This is a genomic window from Microbacterium sp. NPDC091676, assembly GCF_044756645.1.
GTDB lineage: Bacteria > Actinomycetota > Actinomycetes > Actinomycetales > Microbacteriaceae > Microbacterium > Microbacterium paraoxydans_D.
Window position 1 is genome coordinate 580,707 of record NZ_JBIVTI010000002.1, and the last position, 15,526, is coordinate 596,232.

General features: G+C 71.9%; 20 protein-coding genes. 14 read left to right on the top strand and 6 right to left on the bottom strand.

Annotated features, from left to right (window positions below; all coding sequences use genetic code 11):
* Window positions 1–15 precede the first annotated feature (15 nt).
* Genes ACIQID_RS16055 through ACIQID_RS16070 form a run of 4 tightly spaced genes read left to right on the top strand, consistent with a single transcriptional unit; the run spans window position 16 to window position 3,979 of the window.
* Entirely contained in the window at window positions 16–867 is an 852-nt protein-coding gene (locus ACIQID_RS16055) for a tryptophan 2,3-dioxygenase (RefSeq protein WP_400286948.1), read from the top strand.
* Window positions 867–1,853, top strand: coding sequence for an amidohydrolase family protein (locus ACIQID_RS16060; RefSeq protein ID WP_400286951.1), 987 nt, complete (start codon window positions 867–869; stop codon window positions 1,851–1,853). Before ACIQID_RS16055 ends, ACIQID_RS16060 begins: the two co-directional genes overlap by 1 nt.
* 1 nt (window position 1,854) lies before the next feature.
* Window positions 1,855–3,168, top strand: a complete 1,314-nt coding sequence (locus tag ACIQID_RS16065) for a kynureninase (RefSeq protein WP_400286954.1) — start codon at window positions 1,855–1,857, stop codon at window positions 3,166–3,168.
* Window positions 3,158–3,979 (top strand): PaaX family transcriptional regulator C-terminal domain-containing protein, encoded by an 822-nt coding sequence (locus ACIQID_RS16070; protein ID WP_400286957.1) that lies wholly within the window; start codon window positions 3,158–3,160, stop codon window positions 3,977–3,979. The genes ACIQID_RS16065 and ACIQID_RS16070 overlap by 11 nt, the downstream gene beginning before the upstream one ends.
* On the opposite strand, the gene ACIQID_RS16075 is transcribed toward ACIQID_RS16070, so the two are convergent.
* Entirely contained in the window at window positions 3,976–4,470 is a 495-nt protein-coding gene (locus ACIQID_RS16075; RefSeq protein WP_400286960.1) for an FBP domain-containing protein, read from the bottom strand. The genes ACIQID_RS16070 and ACIQID_RS16075 overlap by 4 nt on opposite strands.
* Before the next feature lie 291 nt (window positions 4,471–4,761).
* On the opposite strand from ACIQID_RS16075, the gene ACIQID_RS16080 reads away from it, so the two are divergent.
* A complete protein-coding gene (locus ACIQID_RS16080; protein ID WP_400286963.1) occupies window positions 4,762–5,109 on the top strand; it encodes a hypothetical protein in 348 nt (115 codons plus the stop codon).
* A gap of 21 nt (window positions 5,110–5,130) precedes the next feature.
* Here the strand turns inward: ACIQID_RS16080 and ACIQID_RS16085 are convergent, their stop codons facing one another.
* The gene (locus tag ACIQID_RS16085) at window positions 5,131–5,532 is read right to left on the bottom strand and encodes a hypothetical protein (RefSeq protein WP_025102514.1); all 402 of its coding nucleotides are present in this window, start codon (window positions 5,530–5,532) and stop codon (window positions 5,131–5,133) included.
* Window positions 5,533–5,741: 209 nt separating this feature from the next.
* Between ACIQID_RS16085 and ACIQID_RS16090 the strand changes: the two genes are divergently transcribed.
* The gene (locus ACIQID_RS16090) at window positions 5,742–5,930 is read left to right on the top strand and encodes a CsbD family protein (protein WP_370670658.1); all 189 of its coding nucleotides are present in this window, start codon (window positions 5,742–5,744) and stop codon (window positions 5,928–5,930) included.
* A 69-nt stretch (window positions 5,931–5,999) separates the two neighbouring features.
* On the opposite strand, the gene ACIQID_RS16095 is transcribed toward ACIQID_RS16090, so the two are convergent.
* The gene (locus ACIQID_RS16095) at window positions 6,000–6,164 is read right to left on the bottom strand and encodes a hypothetical protein (protein WP_164498167.1); all 165 of its coding nucleotides are present in this window, start codon (window positions 6,162–6,164) and stop codon (window positions 6,000–6,002) included.
* Between the two features lie 121 nt (window positions 6,165–6,285).
* Here ACIQID_RS16095 and ACIQID_RS16100 point away from each other — a divergent pair, with 121 nt between their 5' ends.
* From ACIQID_RS16100 to ACIQID_RS16125, 6 genes are all read left to right on the top strand, one after another.
* A complete protein-coding gene (locus ACIQID_RS16100; RefSeq protein WP_187662351.1) occupies window positions 6,286–6,552 on the top strand; it encodes a Rho termination factor N-terminal domain-containing protein in 267 nt (88 codons plus the stop codon).
* Between the two features lie 5 nt (window positions 6,553–6,557).
* Window positions 6,558–7,634, top strand: coding sequence for a YbdK family carboxylate-amine ligase (locus ACIQID_RS16105; RefSeq protein WP_400286970.1), 1,077 nt, complete (start codon window positions 6,558–6,560; stop codon window positions 7,632–7,634).
* 38 nt (window positions 7,635–7,672) lie between these two features.
* Window positions 7,673–9,079, top strand: coding sequence for an MFS transporter (locus tag ACIQID_RS16110; protein WP_400286973.1), 1,407 nt, complete (start codon window positions 7,673–7,675; stop codon window positions 9,077–9,079).
* Window positions 9,076–9,945 carry an endo alpha-1,4 polygalactosaminidase gene (locus ACIQID_RS16115; RefSeq protein WP_400286976.1) on the top strand — a complete coding sequence of 290 codons (870 nt, stop codon included), beginning with the start codon at window positions 9,076–9,078 and terminating at the stop codon, window positions 9,943–9,945. Before ACIQID_RS16110 ends, ACIQID_RS16115 begins: the two co-directional genes overlap by 4 nt.
* Before the next feature lie 104 nt (window positions 9,946–10,049).
* Entirely contained in the window at window positions 10,050–11,096 is a 1,047-nt protein-coding gene (locus tag ACIQID_RS16120) for an iron-containing redox enzyme family protein (RefSeq protein ID WP_400286979.1), read from the top strand.
* The gene (locus ACIQID_RS16125; RefSeq protein WP_060922967.1) at window positions 11,093–11,299 is read left to right on the top strand and encodes a CDGSH iron-sulfur domain-containing protein; all 207 of its coding nucleotides are present in this window, start codon (window positions 11,093–11,095) and stop codon (window positions 11,297–11,299) included. Before ACIQID_RS16120 ends, ACIQID_RS16125 begins: the two co-directional genes overlap by 4 nt.
* A 7-nt stretch (window positions 11,300–11,306) precedes the next feature.
* Here the strand turns inward: ACIQID_RS16125 and ACIQID_RS16130 are convergent, their stop codons facing one another.
* Window positions 11,307–12,086 carry a YggS family pyridoxal phosphate-dependent enzyme gene (locus ACIQID_RS16130; RefSeq protein WP_400286983.1) on the bottom strand — a complete coding sequence of 260 codons (780 nt, stop codon included), beginning with the start codon at window positions 12,084–12,086 and terminating at the stop codon, window positions 11,307–11,309.
* A gap of 74 nt (window positions 12,087–12,160) precedes the next feature.
* Between ACIQID_RS16130 and gabT the strand changes: the two genes are divergently transcribed.
* Window positions 12,161–13,504 carry a 4-aminobutyrate--2-oxoglutarate transaminase gene (gene gabT / locus ACIQID_RS16135; RefSeq protein WP_400286986.1) on the top strand — a complete coding sequence of 448 codons (1,344 nt, stop codon included), beginning with the start codon at window positions 12,161–12,163 and terminating at the stop codon, window positions 13,502–13,504.
* Here gabT and ACIQID_RS16140 read toward each other — a convergent pair.
* Window positions 13,488–14,168 carry an HAD-IA family hydrolase gene (locus ACIQID_RS16140; protein WP_400286989.1) on the bottom strand — a complete coding sequence of 227 codons (681 nt, stop codon included), beginning with the start codon at window positions 14,166–14,168 and terminating at the stop codon, window positions 13,488–13,490. The two genes, gabT and ACIQID_RS16140, sit on opposite strands and share 17 nt — an antisense overlap.
* Window positions 14,169–14,194: 26 nt before the next feature.
* On the opposite strand from ACIQID_RS16140, the gene ACIQID_RS16145 reads away from it, so the two are divergent.
* Complete coding sequence (locus ACIQID_RS16145) at window positions 14,195–14,899, top strand: glutamine amidotransferase (RefSeq protein ID WP_400286992.1); 705 nt, start codon at window positions 14,195–14,197, stop codon at window positions 14,897–14,899.
* A 65-nt stretch (window positions 14,900–14,964) separates the two neighbouring features.
* Here the strand turns inward: ACIQID_RS16145 and ACIQID_RS16150 are convergent, their stop codons facing one another.
* Entirely contained in the window at window positions 14,965–15,510 is a 546-nt protein-coding gene (locus tag ACIQID_RS16150; protein ID WP_312675780.1) for a peroxidase-related enzyme, read from the bottom strand.
* Window positions 15,511–15,526: the final 16 nt, after the last annotated feature.

Genomic DNA, 15,526 nt, shown 5'->3' on the forward strand with positions numbered 1-15,526 from the left:
TGATATGTTCGCGGGATGCACACCGAGAACGAACGCGCACTCGAGTCCGGGATCGTCACGGACCTCTCCGGCCGCATGACCTACGGCTCGTACCTCGCGCTCGACCAGCTCCTCACGGCACAGCACCCGGTGAGCGACCCGCAGCACCACGACGAGATGCTGTTCATCATCCAGCACCAGACGACGGAGCTCTGGGTGAAGCAGCTGCTGCATGAGCTCAGCTCCGCTCGGGAGCTGCTCGCGGCCGACGACCTGCGCGACGCCCTCAAGCGCATCGCCAGGGTCAAGCGCATCCAGGACGTGATGACGCAGCAGTGGTCGGTCCTGGCGACGCTGACCCCGACGGAGTACGCCCAGTTCCGTGGCGCCCTCGGCAACTCGTCCGGCTTCCAGTCGGTGCAGTACCGCGCCGTCGAGTTCGCGCTGGGCAACAAGAACGAGAAGATGCTGAGCGTCTTCCGCGACCACCCCGCGAACCTCGCGCTCCTCACCGCCGAGTGGGAGAAGCCCACGCTGTACGACGAGTTCCTCCGCTACGCCTCGCGCCGCGGGCTCCCCGTCCCGCGCGAGATCCTCGACCGGGACGTGCGGGAGCCGTACCGCGAGACCCCGGCCCTCGTGCCCGCCATCCGCGCGATCTACCAGGACCCGCGCACCCACTGGGACCTCTACGAGGCCTGCGAAGACCTCGTCGACCTCGAGGACAACTTCCAGTTCTGGCGCTTCCGTCACCTCAAGACCGTGTCCCGGACCATCGGGATGAAGGTCGGCACCGGTGGATCGAGCGGCGTCGGCTTCCTTCAGCGTGCCCTCGACCTCACGTTCTTCCCGGAGCTCTACACCGTCCGCACCGAGATCGGCTCCTGATGCGGTCGGCGACGTTCTTCGACGGCGAGCGGTGGCGCGATGGCGTCGTCGGGCTCGGCGCCGACGGGCGCCCCCAGCTCCGCGATGAGGCGCCCTTCCCCGGCACCCCGGACCTGGTCGGACGCATCGTGGGCGGCTTCACGGATCACCACGTGCATCTGCAACTCGTCGAACAGACGCTCCTCGCCTCGTCGCGCCTCGGACGGGTGGTCGATCTCGGAGGCGATCCGTCCACGGTCGCGGGGATCGTCCGGCACCACTCCGGAGATCCGTCCACCGGACGCGGTTCTGCTGCGTCGCGCGCTGTCCACTACGCAGGCGCGTTCCTCACTCCTCCGGGCGGTTACCCTTCGGACCGCGCATGGGCGCCGGCGGGTTCCGTCCGCGAGATCGCCGACCCCGCGGCGGCGGCGACGGCGGTCGCGGAGATGGCGGCGGCCGGTGCCTCCGGCATCAAGGTCGCGAGCAACAGCACCGCCGGCCCGGTCTTCTCCGATGCCCTCTTCCGCGCGATCGTGGAGCTCGCCGCTGCGCACGGCCTCCCCGTCGTCGTCCACGCGGAGGGCCCCGGCGAGGCGCAGCGCGTCGTCCGCCTCGGTGCGACGCAGCTCGCGCACGCCCCGTTCACCGAGCGCCTGGACGACGAGGAGATCGCGGAGCAGGCCGCCCGCGCCGCCTGGGTTAGCACCCTCGCCATCCATGACCCCACCGCGAGGGCCATCGCGATCGACAACGTCGCGCGGTTCCACGCCGCCGGCGGCACCGTCCGCTACGGCACCGACATGGGCAACGGCCCGACCCCCGTCGACCTGAACCCGGCCGAGGTCGCCGCGCTCCGCACCGCCGGCCTCGACGACGGCGCCCTCCTCCGCGCCCTCGCGCCCGTCGACCCGCTCGATCCCCGCTCTCTCCTCCTCCTGCTGCCACCGGGATCCGCCGATCCCCTGACCGCCCGCCCCCTCACCCCCGCCGACCTGAAGGTGTGACATGACCGACCGCTCCGCCGACACCGCCCTCCTCGACGCCGCCCGCGCCCTGGACGCCGCCGACCCGCTCGCCGCGCACCTCGACGCGTTCGTCGAGGCCCCGGGCGTCACCGCCTACCTGGACGGCAACTCGCTCGGCCGCCCGCTGCGCGACGTTCCGGAGAAGCTCGCCGCGTTCGTGCGCGAGGACTGGGGCACCCGCCTCATCCGCTCCTGGGACGAGCAGTGGATGGCCCTGCCGATGGAGCTCGGCGACCGCATCGGCGCCGTCGCCCTCGGCGCGGGCGCGGGGCAGACGGTCGTGTCCGACTCCACGAGCGTCCTCCTGTACAAGCTCATGCGCGGGGCCCTTCGACAGGCTCAGGAACCCAGGGGCGCGGCTCAGGGCCCCAGGGGCGCGGCTCAGGGACCCACGGGCGCGGCTCAGGGGCCCACGGGGCGGACGGAGCTCGTGATCGAGGAGGGGAACTTCCCCACCGACCGGTTCCTCGCCGAGGGCGTGGCGGCGGAGATGGGGGCCACGCTGCGCTGGATCACCCCCGATCCGGTGCACGGCGTCACGATCGACGACGTCGCGGCCGTGGTCTCGGAGCGGACGGCGCTCGTCTCGCTCAGCCACGTCGACTACCGCTCCGGCGCCCTCGCCGACATGCCCGGCATCACGGCCGTCGTCCACGAGGCCGGGGCGCTGATGATGTGGGACCTCTGCCACTCGGCGGGCGTCGTGCCGATGCAGCTCGACGACTGGGGCGTCGACATGGCCGTCGGCTGCACCTACAAGTACCTCAACGGCGGTCCGGGTTCGCCCGCGTTCGCCTACCTCCGCCACGACCTGCAGGGCCTGCTGCGGCAGCCGATCCAGGGATGGTGGAGCGCGGCCGACATCTTCGCCATGGGCCCGGAGTACGTCCCCGCCGACGGCATCCGTCAGCTCCTCAGCGGCACCCCGCCGGTGACCTCGATGCTCGCGATGCAGGGCATGATCGACCTCATCGAACAGTCGGGGATCGACGGCGTGCGCGCGAAGTCGGAGTCGCTCACCGCGCTCGCCGTGCGGGCGTACGACGAGCTGCTCGCGCCGCTGGACGTCCGCCTGCTGAGCCCCCGCGACCCGGCGCGACGCGGCGGCCACATCACGATCGGCCACCCCGACTTCCGGGAGGTCACCCGGAGGCTCTGGGCCGACGGCGTCATCCCCGACTTCCGCTTCCCGGACGGGATCCGGCTCGGGCTGTCGCCGCTGAGCACCTCGCACGCCGAGACCGTCACCGGGGTGCTCGCGGTCAGGGATGCGTTGGAGTCCGGTGTCTCCTGACCCCGCGGCGCCGGTCGTGCTCGATGACATCGACGCCCGCCCCGGCAGCACCGCCTCGCTCCTGCGCACCCTGATCGGCCTGTATCTGCGCCCGCTCGGGGGCTGGATCTCGGCCGCCGATCTCGTAGCTCTGTCCGCCGACCTCGGCATTCCGGCGGCTCCCGCCCGGACGGGCATCGCCCGTCTCAAGCAGAAGGGTCTGCTGCTCCCAGAGCGGCGCGAGGCGATCGGCTACGGCCTGAGCCCTGCGGCGATGCCGATGCTGGAGCGCGGCGACCGCCGGATCTTCCGGATGCAGGAGATGACCGACGACGATCCGTGGTGCCTCGTGTCGTTCTCGATCCCGGAGAGCGCGCGCAGCGTGCGCCATCAACTGCGCCGTCGACTGCACTGGATCGGCGCCGGCGTCGTCTCCCCCGCCCTGTGGATCTGTCCCGGGCACCTCAGGGAGGAGGCGGAGCAGATCCTCGACGAGCTGGATGCCCGCCGCTGGGCGACCCTGTTCGACGCCTCGGCCCCGGCCCCGGCCGGCACCCTGGCCGAGGCCGCTGCGGCGTGGTGGGACCTGGACGGGCTGCGCGCCGAGCACGAGGCCTTCCAGGCATCGCTCACGGCCCTGCCCGAGCAGCCCTTCCCGGCCTACGTGCACCTCATCGACCGGTGGCGGGTGCTGCCCTACACCGATCCGGGGCTGCCCCCGGCGATGCTGCCGGCCGACTGGCCGGGCGGACGCAGCTTCGAGGCGTTCGCCCGGCTGTCGGCGGCGTGGGAGGCACCCGCCCTGGCTCACGTGCGAGCCGTGACGGCCTAGCCGTTCCGGGTGGCCACCTCGCGCACGAACCCGGTCACGTGCTCCTGCAGCCGCAGGATCCGCATCTCGCGCGCGAGCTCGCGGTCGTATCCCGGATAGGCCAGCGGCGGGAGCCTGCGCACCGCGACATTGCACCCGAACTCCGCGCACGCGAGCACGCCGACGGTGTCGCCCTTGCGACCGGCGGCCCCGGCGCGGCGGGCCACGTACAGCTGCACGTCGTTGCGGAGCGTCACGTCCTCGCACCACGAGCACTGGGCACGGGCGAGCACGCGCTGCTCGGCGCGCTGCAGCACGACGCCCACGGGCTCATCGTCGATCCACACGACCACATAGGCGCGCCGCGGCAGCTTCGGGTCGACCCAGCCGAGGTAGTCGAGTCGGTCGAAGTCCGTCTGGGCGAAGTCGGGCGGCAGAGTGATGTCGGAGACCTCCTTGCGGGAGGCGTTGCAGAAGGAGGCGCGGAGGGCGCGCTCGTCGATGGGACGCATGAGGGAAGGGCTTTCGGTGTGATCGCCGGAACGGCGAGACGGATCGGAGGATCACCCGGACGATGCCGGGGTACGACGCAGCACCGGGGACGGGGTTCCGCCTCCGGCCGGTCCTCAGCCTCTGCCTGCGGCGCTGAACGCGCCTGCAGCTCCGCTCCGCGCCCCGAGGGCGCTCATCGACGACAGCACCCGGCGAGCCTACACCCGTTTGTTTCGTCGCGTGTCGGGAGCGCTGCGGGATCCCGACACGATCGACGTACTCTGGCCGGACGCCGATCCGAAGGAGTCCCCGTGTCCACGCCGCTGCACCGCCGTCCGCCCCTCGAGGTGCGTGAGCGTGCGACGTGCATGTGCGGGAACGGCGGCCGCTGCTCCTCGTCGGCCCCCGGCCACGCCCTGCACCTGATCCAGGAGCGCCTCGCGGCGGCGACCCCGGCGGGATGGGCGGATGCGTTCGTGACCGCAGCGGATCCGGTCGCCGGAGACCTCGTCGTCCGCACGTTCGACGGCACCACGCACGCGCTGTGGAACGGCTCCGGCGCGGCGCTGGAGGCCGCGATCGGCAGCCCGGTCGCCCTCCACCTCGACTACGCCGTCCTCGCCGTCGGGCGCACCCGCTTCAACGTCGCCGTCGTGTGACGATGCCCTGATCCCTCCGGGTCAGGCGCTCGCCATCATCATGTCGCGGACGGCCATGCAGGCGTTCATGCAGGCCTGGCACGCCTGAGCGCACAGGCGGCAGACGTCGCTGTGATCGGCGTGCTGCATGCACTCGTCCATGCACATCTGGCACATCGCGATGCAGGCGTCCAGCATCGCCATCATCGTGGCCGGGGTCATCCCCTGCATGCGGAGCATCGATCGCATCATCGTGTGGCACATGTCCGCGCAGTTCATGCATGCGGGGGCGCAGTCCATCTCCTGCGTCGCGCACACGGTGCAGGCCTGCTCGCAGGCGGCACACGCGTCCATACAGGCCTGCAGCACCGACATGTCCATCATCGCCATGTCCGGCATCGACTCCATGTTCTTGGACATGGCACCCATCATCATCGCGTCCATCGCACACCGCTCCCTTCGTCGAGGACGACGGGCAGGACACCCGCCTGGCGCCAGGCTAACCCCTGTGCGGGCGGGAGTCGATGGGGACGGAACGCTGACACGCCACTCCGTGAATGTCAATCCCGTGGACGGACCGTCGCGGCGGTGCGACGCTCGAAGAGCAATCGATCCGTCCAGGAGAGGAGCCTCTTATGAGTGGCGCAGATGACATGAAGAATTCCGCTGAGAAGCTGGGTGGCAAGGTCAAGGAAGGCTTCGGCAAGCTGACCGACAACGAGAAGCTCGAGGCCGAGGGCCAGGCGGATCAGGTCAAGGCCGACGCGAAGCAGGCCGGCGAGAACGTGAAGGACGCCGCGGGCAAAGCCGGCGACAGCGTCAAGGACGCGTTCAACCGCTGATCCCCCACCCGCTGAACCCATGAAGAGGGGGAGGCTCGCCGATGGCGAGCCTCCCCCTCCGCACTCGGGTCAGACCTTGCGGCTGCCGGTGATCGCTCGGATCAGCCAGGCGATCACGGCGATGGCCAGGAGCACCAGACCGACCCACAGCAGGAACTGGAGCGACTGCACCAGTCCTCCGGTGATCGCGAGGATCACGGCGATGACGATGACGATGATCAGGAGGATGTTCATCGGTCTTTCCCTTCTCTGGGGGCGCGGGCGCCCGACTGCGGTGAGACCACGCTAGACCCGAACCACACCCTCTCTGGAGGGGGTTGACTTCGACCCTCCCGATGCGCGAAGGAGCAGAGCAATGCCAGGACGACGCAACAACTCCCTGAAGGATCCGGAACTGTACGAAGAGCTGCGCGACGACGGCGCGTCGAAGGAGAAGGCCGCCCGCATCTCGAACGCCGCCGCACGAGACGGCCGCAGCTCGGTCGGCCGCCGCGGCGGGGAGCACGGGGACTACGAGGACTGGACCGTTCCCGAGCTGCGGAAGCGCGCCAAGGAGCTGGGCCTCACCGGCTACAGCGGCAAGCGCAAGGCCGAGCTCATCTCCGAACTGCGAAACCACTGACCCGGATGACGCGCTTCGGGATCGAGGAGGAGTTCCTTCTGCTCGATGAGGATTCGCTCGTCCCCGTCGCCCTCAGCGGTGACATCCTGGAGCGCATCGGCGATGACGTGATCGCCGGACGCGTGACCACCGAGTACCTGGCCTCGCAGGTCGAGGCCCTCACCGATCCGGTGCGGACCGGCGCCGAGGCCGTCCAGCAGCTGTCGGCGTTGCGCACGGCCATCGGCACGCAGGCACGCGCCCGGCGCGCGATCGCGGCACCGACCGGCTCGCCGTTCACCACTCTCCGCTCGCCGCGTCTCTCGCCGTCGGCGCACTACGACGACGTCGCGCGGCGGCTGGCGCACCTCACCCGTGAGCACGAGGTGAACGGTCTGCACGTGCACATCGAGGTGCCGGACGAGGAGGAGCGGGTCCGCGCCCTGAACCGTCTCCGCGCCTGGCTGCCGCTGCTGCTCGCCCTCAGCGCGAACAGCCCGTTCGGCAACGGTCTCGACACGGGATTCGCGAGCTGGCGGAGCATGCTCATCCGCCGGCTTCCCTCGTCCTGGTGTCCGCCCCGGTTCGCCGACCTCGGCGACTACCGCGTACGCGTGGACCAGCTCCTCGACCTCGGGACCATCGGCGAGGCGACCTCCCTCTCCTGGGCGGTCCGACTCTCGGAGCGCTACCCGACGGTCGAGGCGCGCGTCGCGGACACGCAGCTCACGGCGGACGACGCCGTGCTCTCCGCGCTGCTGACGCGCGGGATCGCCCTGTCGTCCGGGCAGCGGATCGTCGCGGACGAGACGGAGACGATCGACGCTTCCATCTGGATGGCGTCGAGAGCGGGGATGACGGCCCGCATCGTGGATCCGCTCACCGGAGAGGTCTCCCCGGCCTGGACCGTGGCGGAGCACCTGCTCGACGACATCGGCCCGGTGCTGGACGACCTCGGCGATGCGGCCGCCGTGCGGGCCGGCCTCGACCGGCTGCGGGTCGACGGGACCGGTGCGGCGCGACAGCGTGCGGCGCACGCACGGGACGGGCTCCCCGCGCTCCGACGGCTCCTGCAGGAAGGTACCGGCACACCGGCCGCCTGACCGGCCCTCGCGTCCGTCGCCCGGAGTAGGGTCGGCCTGTGTCATCCTTCGCTCCGCTCCAGCGGCTCGTCATCGCGATCGCCGTGCTGGCCTCGTTCGTCACGTTCCTCGACGGGACGGTGGTGAACGTCGCCCTTCCCGCCATCAGCGAGGAGCTCGGCGGCGGGATCACCACGCAGCAGTGGGTCGTCGACGCCTACCTCATCACCCTCAGCGCACTGATCCTGCTCGCCGGCTCCCTGTCCGACGCCTACGGGCGGGTGCTGGTGATGCGGATCGGGCTCATCGCCTTCGGCATCGCGTCCGTCGCCGTCGCCGCCGCGATCGATCCGCTCATGCTCATCGTGGCGCGCGGGGCGCAGGGGGCGGCAGGCGCCCTGCTCGTCCCGAGCTCCCTCGCGCTCATCACCGCGACCATGCGCGGCGACCTGCAGGCGAGGGCCATCGGCGTCTGGACGGCCTTCACCACGGCCGCCCAGCTGGTCGGCCCCCTGCTCGGCGGGCTCTTCGTCGACTTCCTGTCCTGGCGCTTCGTCTTCCTCATCAACGTCCTCCCCATCGGGGTGACACTGGTGCTGCTCGCCCGTCTGCATCTGCCGGAGCACCCGCGGGGCGTCCGCGTGGACTGGTGGAGCGGAGCACTGTGCGCGCTGGGGCTCGGCGCCATCGTCTTCGCCCTCATCGAGCAGCCGAACCTCGGGTGGGCCTCCCCCGCGATCTGGATCCCCGCCGTGGTCGGGGCCGCGCTCTTCGCCGTCTTCCTGTGGCGCCAGGGCCGCTCGGCCACGCCGCTCATGCCGCTCTGGCTGTTCCGGGTGCGCGACTTCGGGTGGGGCAACCTCGCCACGCTCTTCGTGTACGCCGCGCTCTCCCTCAACGGCTTCGTCGTCGGCGTCTACCTCCAGCAGGGCGCGGGACTGAGCGCGACGGCGGCCGGACTCGCGAGCCTGCCGATGACCATCCTCATGATCCTGCTGAGCTCCCGTGCCGGCGGGTGGGCGGGGCGCTGGGGCCCGCGCATCTTCATGACGGTCGGTCCGCTGATCATGGCCGTCGGAGCGCTCATGCTGCTGACCGTGAACGCCACCTTCGACTACTGGGCGCAGGTTCTCCCGGCCATGATCGTGATGGGCCTCGGCCTGTCGCTCACCGTCGCCCCGCTGACCGCCGCGATCCTCGGGGCCATCGACGAGAACCACTCCGGCATCGCCTCCGCCGTGAACAACGCCGTCTCCCGCGTCGCGGGTCTGCTCGTGGTCGCGATGCTGTCGACCATCGTCGGGGGCACCCTCGACCTCGACGGGTTCCACAACGCGGCCTGGGTCACGGCGGCACTCCTCGTGCTCGGCGGCGTGGTGTCGTGGATCGGCATCCGCCGGAACCCCTCGGAGGCGGCGGCCCCGCCCGTCGACGCCCCCGCGCAGCCGACGCCTCAGCCGCGATGACCGTCCCGCGTCCGCGGCGCCGTCGACGCACGACACGCCTCTCCCTGGCGCCGGCGGCGTTGGTCGCGGTCGCGGTCCTCGCCCTCGCCGCCTGCACCGCGCCGCCCGCTCTCCCCGCGGAGGGAACGGGGTCGTCGGCCGATGTCGCACTTCCTCCGACCGGCGCCCTCCCCGACTACCAGCTCGGCGGCGCCTACGATCCGCCCGAGGGGGTGGGCATCGTCGGGCGCGACCGTAGCGCGGAGCCGGCCGCCGGCCTCTACTCCGTCTGCTACGTCAACGGCTTCCAGACCCAGCCGGGCGAGCTCGACGCCTGGCCCGACGACCTTCTCCTGCACGACGGCGACGCGGTGGTCTTCGACCCCGACTGGCCCGACGAGGCCCTCCTGGACACCGGCAGCGCGGCACAGCGGTCCCGCATCGCCGAGATCGTGGTCCCGTGGATCGAGGGCTGCGCGGACTCCGGCTTCCGGGCGGTCGAGTTCGACAACCTGGATTCCTTCTCGCGCTCACGCGGCGCCCTGAGCCTGGATGACAACCTCGCGCTCGCGGAGCTTCTCGTCGACGCGGCGCACGGCGTCGGCCTCGCCGCCGGGCAGAAGAACGCGGCCGAGCATGCGGACGCCCTGCAGGAGCACGCGGGCTTCGACTTCGCCGTGACGGAGGAGTGCGCCGCATACGCGGAGTGCGGCGCGTACACCGCGGTCTACGGGCCGCACGTGATCGACATCGAGTACACGGATCAGCTCCCGCGGCCGTTCGCGAAGCTGTGCGCCGACCCGGACACCCCGGCGTCGACCGTGCTCCGCGATCGCGAGCTCGTCACTCCGGACGATGACGGGTACGTGTTCGCCGGGTGCCCGTGACGGCGGGCGCGCTTGCCTGCCGACCGGCTCGGCGTCAAGTCCCTGGTGGTCTCCGCTCGCGCGGGTGAGGATGCGGGTGATCGATCCGATGGGAGCCCCTCCTCATGACCGTTTCCACCCTCGACGCCGACACCGCCGTCGCCTTCTCCCCGCGCGGCCCCCTGTCGAGCGCCGTCCTCGGCGTCCTCACGGGTCGCGGTGACGACGCCGCGGCCCTCCCCGACCTCGCCGCCGCGGCCGTCGCCGCGAGCGACGACGTGGTCCGGGACGACGACATCCAGCTCGCCCTGTTCGTCCTCTACGCCTCCTCCTACGGCTCGCTTCCGCAGCTCGATGCGGCTCTCGAGTGGGAGGCCGGGGTGGTCACCGCGCGCCGGATCCTCGAGGACGCCTTCGAGGCCGTGCTTCGTGAGACCGTGCCGGTGCCGGAGCTTCCGGAGGCCACGGTCGACGCCGTGGGTCGTGCCCTGTTCGCCCTCGCCGCCGCGGACACCGGCCCCAGCCTGTCGCGGCACATCGCCAGGAAGGCCACCCGCGAGCAGGCCGAGGAGTCCCTGATCCTGCGATCGGTGTACACGCTGCGGGAGGCCGATCCGCACTCCTGGGCGATTCCGCGGCTGACCGGCCGCCCCAAGGCCGCCCTCGTCGAGATCCAGTCCGACGAGTACGGCGGCGGCCGCCCCCAGCGGGTGCATGCCGAGCTCTATGCGCGGGCCCTGCGCGCCGCAGGACTCGACGACACGTACGGCGCCTATGTCGACGACGCCCCGGCGATCACGCTCGCCTCGCACAACATGATGAGCCTGTTCGGACTCAACCGCCGGCTCGTCGGCGCGATCGTCGGCCACCTCGCCGCCTACGAGATGACCTCGTCGATCCCCTGCCGGTTCTACGCCGACGGCCTGCACCGGCTGGGGTTCGCCGACGAGGTCGCCGCGTACTTCGAGGAGCATGTGGAGGCCGACGCGGTGCACGAGCAGATCGCCGCCCGTGACCTCGCGGGCAGCCTCGCCGAGGACCGCCCGGAACTACTGGCGGACATCCTGTTCGGCGCGGCGGCGTGCCTCACGGTCGACGGCTGGGCCGGAGCCCACATCCTGGACGCCTGGACCGAGGGGCGCTCGGCACTGCGGGAGAGGACGACGGCATGAGCGGTCGGGAGGAGCCGGTGACCGTCACGGCGTACCCGGACGGCCCCCTGCTCGTGCGGGGCGAGATCGAGCTGCACGCGAGTGACGGCACGGTCATCGACCCTCGGCGCCGCACGGTGGCGCTGTGCCGCTGCGGACTCTCCGCGCTCAAGCCGTTCTGCGACGGCACGCACAAGGCGGCCGGATTCCGCACCGAGGACTGAGCCGAGTTCAGCCCTCCGGCCAGTAGTGGCTGTCGGGGACGGATCGCGCCCCGAAGATCGCCTGCCCGACCCGCACGCACGTCGCCCCCTCCTCGACGGCGATCTCGTAGTCACCGGACATGCCCATCGACAGCGCGCCGTCGCCGATGAGCTCGGGAGTCTCTTCGCGGGCCCTGTCGCGGAGGGTGCGCAGCAGCGCGAAGCACTCCCGCACCCGGGAGTCGTCGGGCGTGAGCAGCGCGAGGGTCATCAGACCGCGGACGCGGAGGGCGCCGTACGTCGGCAGGGCCTTCAGGAACCCCGGGAGCTCCTCGGGCGGCATCCCGAACTTCGAGTCCTCGGCCGAGGTGTTCACCTGCACGTACACGTCGAGGCTGCGTCCCGCGGCCTGCAGACGCCGGTCGAGGGCCTCCGCGACCCGGAGCCGGTCGAGCGCCTGGAACTCGGCGGCGAAGGAGGCGACGTCTCTCGCCTTGTTGGTCTGCAGGTGCCCGATGACGACCCAGTCCACCTCCAGGTCGGCCGTCTCCCGGTGCTTGCGCACGGCTTCCTGCACCTTGTTCTCGCCGAGCCGGCGCAGGCCGGCGGCGATGGCCACCCGCACGCGATCGGTCGGGACCGTCTTGCTCACCGGGAGCAGGTGCACCGCACCCGGATCCCGGCCTGCACGCTCGGCGGCGGCGTCGATGCGGGCGCGGACGGCGGCGACGTTGGCGCGGAAATCCGCGGCGGTGACGGCCGTCGGGTAGCGCGCTGCGCCCTCTCCGACAGGCTCGGACTTTGACATAGGTCAAAATCTAACATAGCTTCGGGACCACGTCGCGCGCCCGCCGACGCCCCCCCCCACGAAGGAGCCCGCCCATGTCCGCACCCGGACTGTTCTCCGACACCGCACTGACGGCTCCGCGCCTGCGCACCGAGGTCCCAGGGCCGCGCAGCCGGGCGCTGCACGAGCGCCGGCAGCGGGTCGTCCCCCGCGGCGTCGGCAGCGTGCTCCCCGTCTACATCGAGCACGCCGACGGCCCCTGGGTCACCGACGTCGACGGCAACCGCTTCCTCGACCTCGGCAGCGGCATCGGTGTGACGACGATCGGCCACACCAACCTCGCCGCCGTCACCGCCGCGGCGGAGCAGCTCGACCGGGTCACGCACACGCTCTTCACCGTCACCCCGTACGAGGGGTACGTGCGCCTCGCCGAGCTGCTCGCGGAGAAGGTCCCCGGCACCCACGAGACCCGCACGGCCTTCGCGAACTCCGGGGCGGAAGCCGTCGAGAACGCGGTGAAGATCGCCCGACGGCACACCGGGCGTCGCGTCGTCGCCGCCCTGGACCACGCGTTCCACGGGCGCACCAACCTCGCGCTCGCGATGAACCACAAGGCGGCGCCGTACGGGACCGGGTTCGGCCCGTTCGCGCCCGACATCCATCGCGTGCCCAACTCCTACCCCTACCGGGACGGACTCGACGGTGCGGAGGCCGCGGCGCGCACGATCGCCCACCTCGAACAGCGCATCGGCGTCCACGACCTCGCCGCCGTCATCGCCGAGCCCATCCAGGGCGAGGGCGGCTTCGTCGTCCCGGCCGCCGGCTACCTGCCCGCCCTGCAGGAGTGGTGCACCCGGAACGGCGTCGTGTTCATCGCCGACGAGATCCAGACGGGTCTCGGGCGCACCGGGACGTGGTTCGCGAGCACGCACTTCGACCTCGTGCCCGACCTCGTGCTCACGGCGAAGGGCATCGCCGGCGGGCTGCCCCTCGCGGGAGTGACCGGCCGCGCCGAGATCATGGACGCGCCCGACCCGGGCGGTCTCGGCGGCACGTTCGGCGGCAACCCGGTCTCGATCGCCGCCGCCCTCGCGGTGTTCGACGAGCTCGAGCACGGGACCTTCTTCGCTGACGCCCGTCGGATCGGCGCCCACCTGTCCGCGCGGCTCGAGGGGCTGCGCGCCCGCCACGCCGTGATCGGTGACGTCCGCGGGATCGGCGCCATGCAGGCGTTCGAGCTGAGCACGCCGGGCACGACACGACCGCTGGCCGGGGCCGCGTCCATGGTCGCGGAGTTCGCCGCCCAGCGCGGCATCCTGCTGCTCACCGCCGGCAGCGACGGCAACGTGATCCGCTTCCTGCCCACCCTCACGACGACGGACGAGCAGCTCGACGTCGCGGTCGACGTGATCGACGAAGCCCTCAGCGCGCTCCGTTGAGCGCCGGGAGACGCAGCGCTTCGCCGCTCCAGCGCACCCGGGCGAGGTCGCGGACGATCAGGTCGGGGTGCGCCGACGCAGAGGCTGCGCCCACCCCGACCACGAGCCCCGCGCCGGCCGCCCTCGCCGCGCGGATCCCCGGAGCCGAGTCCTCGAAGACCACGCAGTCCCCGGGGTCCCGCCCGAGCAGAAGCGCGCTGCGGAGGTAGGGGTCGGGCGCAGGCTTGCCGTTGTCCACGTCTTCGGCGGCGACGAGCAGGGCGGGGGCCGGGATGCCGGCTCCGCGCATCCGCGCGGTCGCGACGGCCCTGTTGCTGCTCGTCGCGACCGCCCACAGGTCAGGCGGCAGCGCGGCGAGCAGAGCGGCCGCCCCGGGGATCCCCACCGTCGCCGACGCGACGGCGAGCTCCCGCGCGAGGAGGTCGGCCGTCGCCTCGCCGGCCCGCTCCGGCTCCACGAGCGTCGCGACCACCTCACTCGGTCGCATACCGTGCGGGGCGTCTCGGAGGAAGTCGAATCCCGGGGCGTACCGGCGGGCCCAAGCGTCCCACGCGATCGCCGCCGAGGGGACGGAATCCACCAGCACGCCGTCGCAGTCGAACAGCACCCCGGCGGCCCGCACGATCACCTCGGCACCCTGAACCTCGTGTGCTATTTTTGGCATAGGTCAAATCTATCCGAGGAGAGTGCATGTCCGCGTCCCGCACGGCCGTCGCCGTCCGCCACGTCCCCTTCGAAGACCTCGGGGTCCTTGCTCCCCTGCTGGCGGAACGCGGCTACGAGACCACCCTCCTCGACGCCGGCATCGACGAGGTCGACGCGGACGCCGTCGCAGGCGCCGACCTGCTCATCGTCCTCGGCGGACCGATCGGGGTGTACGACGACGATCGCTACCCCTTCCTGCGCTCCTCGAAGGCCGCCGTCGCGGCGCGACTCGACAGCGGCGGCGCCACGCTCGGCGTCTGCCTCGGCGCGCAGCTCCTGGCCGAGTCCCTGGGCGCAGCGGTCCGGCCGACCGGGGCGGTCGAGATCGGCTTCGGCCCGCTCACGCTGACGCCCGAGGGCCGGGAGTCCGTCCTGGCTCCTCTCGACGGCGAGCCCGTGCTCCACTGGCATGGGGACGAGTTCGCGATCCCCGCCGGCGCGCAGTCCCTGGCGCACACCCCCGGCTTCCCCCATCAGGCCTTCGCGGTGGGGCGTACTCTCGGGCTCCAGTTCCACCTGGAAGCCGACCACCGCGTCATCGAGCGCTGGCTCATCGGCCACGCCCACGAGCTGCATCACCACGGCATCGACCCGCGGACGATCCGGGAACAGGCACGCACGCTCGGCCCCCGACTCGAGACGCTCGCCACCCGGGTCCTCACCGACTGGCTGGATGCGGTCGAGGCCTAGCGAGACCGCCCGGGCAGCGGAAGAGGCCGGACCCCCAGCGAATCCGGCCTCTGCTCCCCTCGACCTCAGGCGGCGCGACGCAGCGGCACCGTCGGGAAGTCGATCGGCACGTCGAGCGCGATGTTCACGTAGTTCGTGAAGAGGTTCAGCGCGACCTGGCCGATGGTCTCGACGATCTGCTCGTCGTTCCAGCCGTGCGCGCGGAGGGCGTCGACGTCGGCCGAGGTCACCTGGCCCCGCTCCTCGACGAGCTTGAGCGCGAAGGCCAGCAGGGCCGCGGTGCGGGGATCCTCAGAGGTGCCGTCCTGGGCGGCGGCGAGCACCTCGGTCGTGAGGCCGGCCTTCTTGCCGAGCGCGGTGTGCGCGGCAAGGCAGTAGCCGCACGAGTTGCGGTTCGCGACGGCGACGGCGATCTGCTCGCCCAGGGCCGCACCGAGCGTGCCCCCGCCGTAGGCGCCGAACGCGCTCCACATGCTGGTCAGAGCCGCAGGCGAGTTCGCGACCGCGCGGAACATGGCGGGAACGGCACCGAAGGCGGAGCCGATCTGCTCGAGCTGGTCCTTGACGGGGCCGGTGGCGGTCTCACGGTCGACGAGAGGGACGTTGGGCATGGGTTGCTCCTTTGTT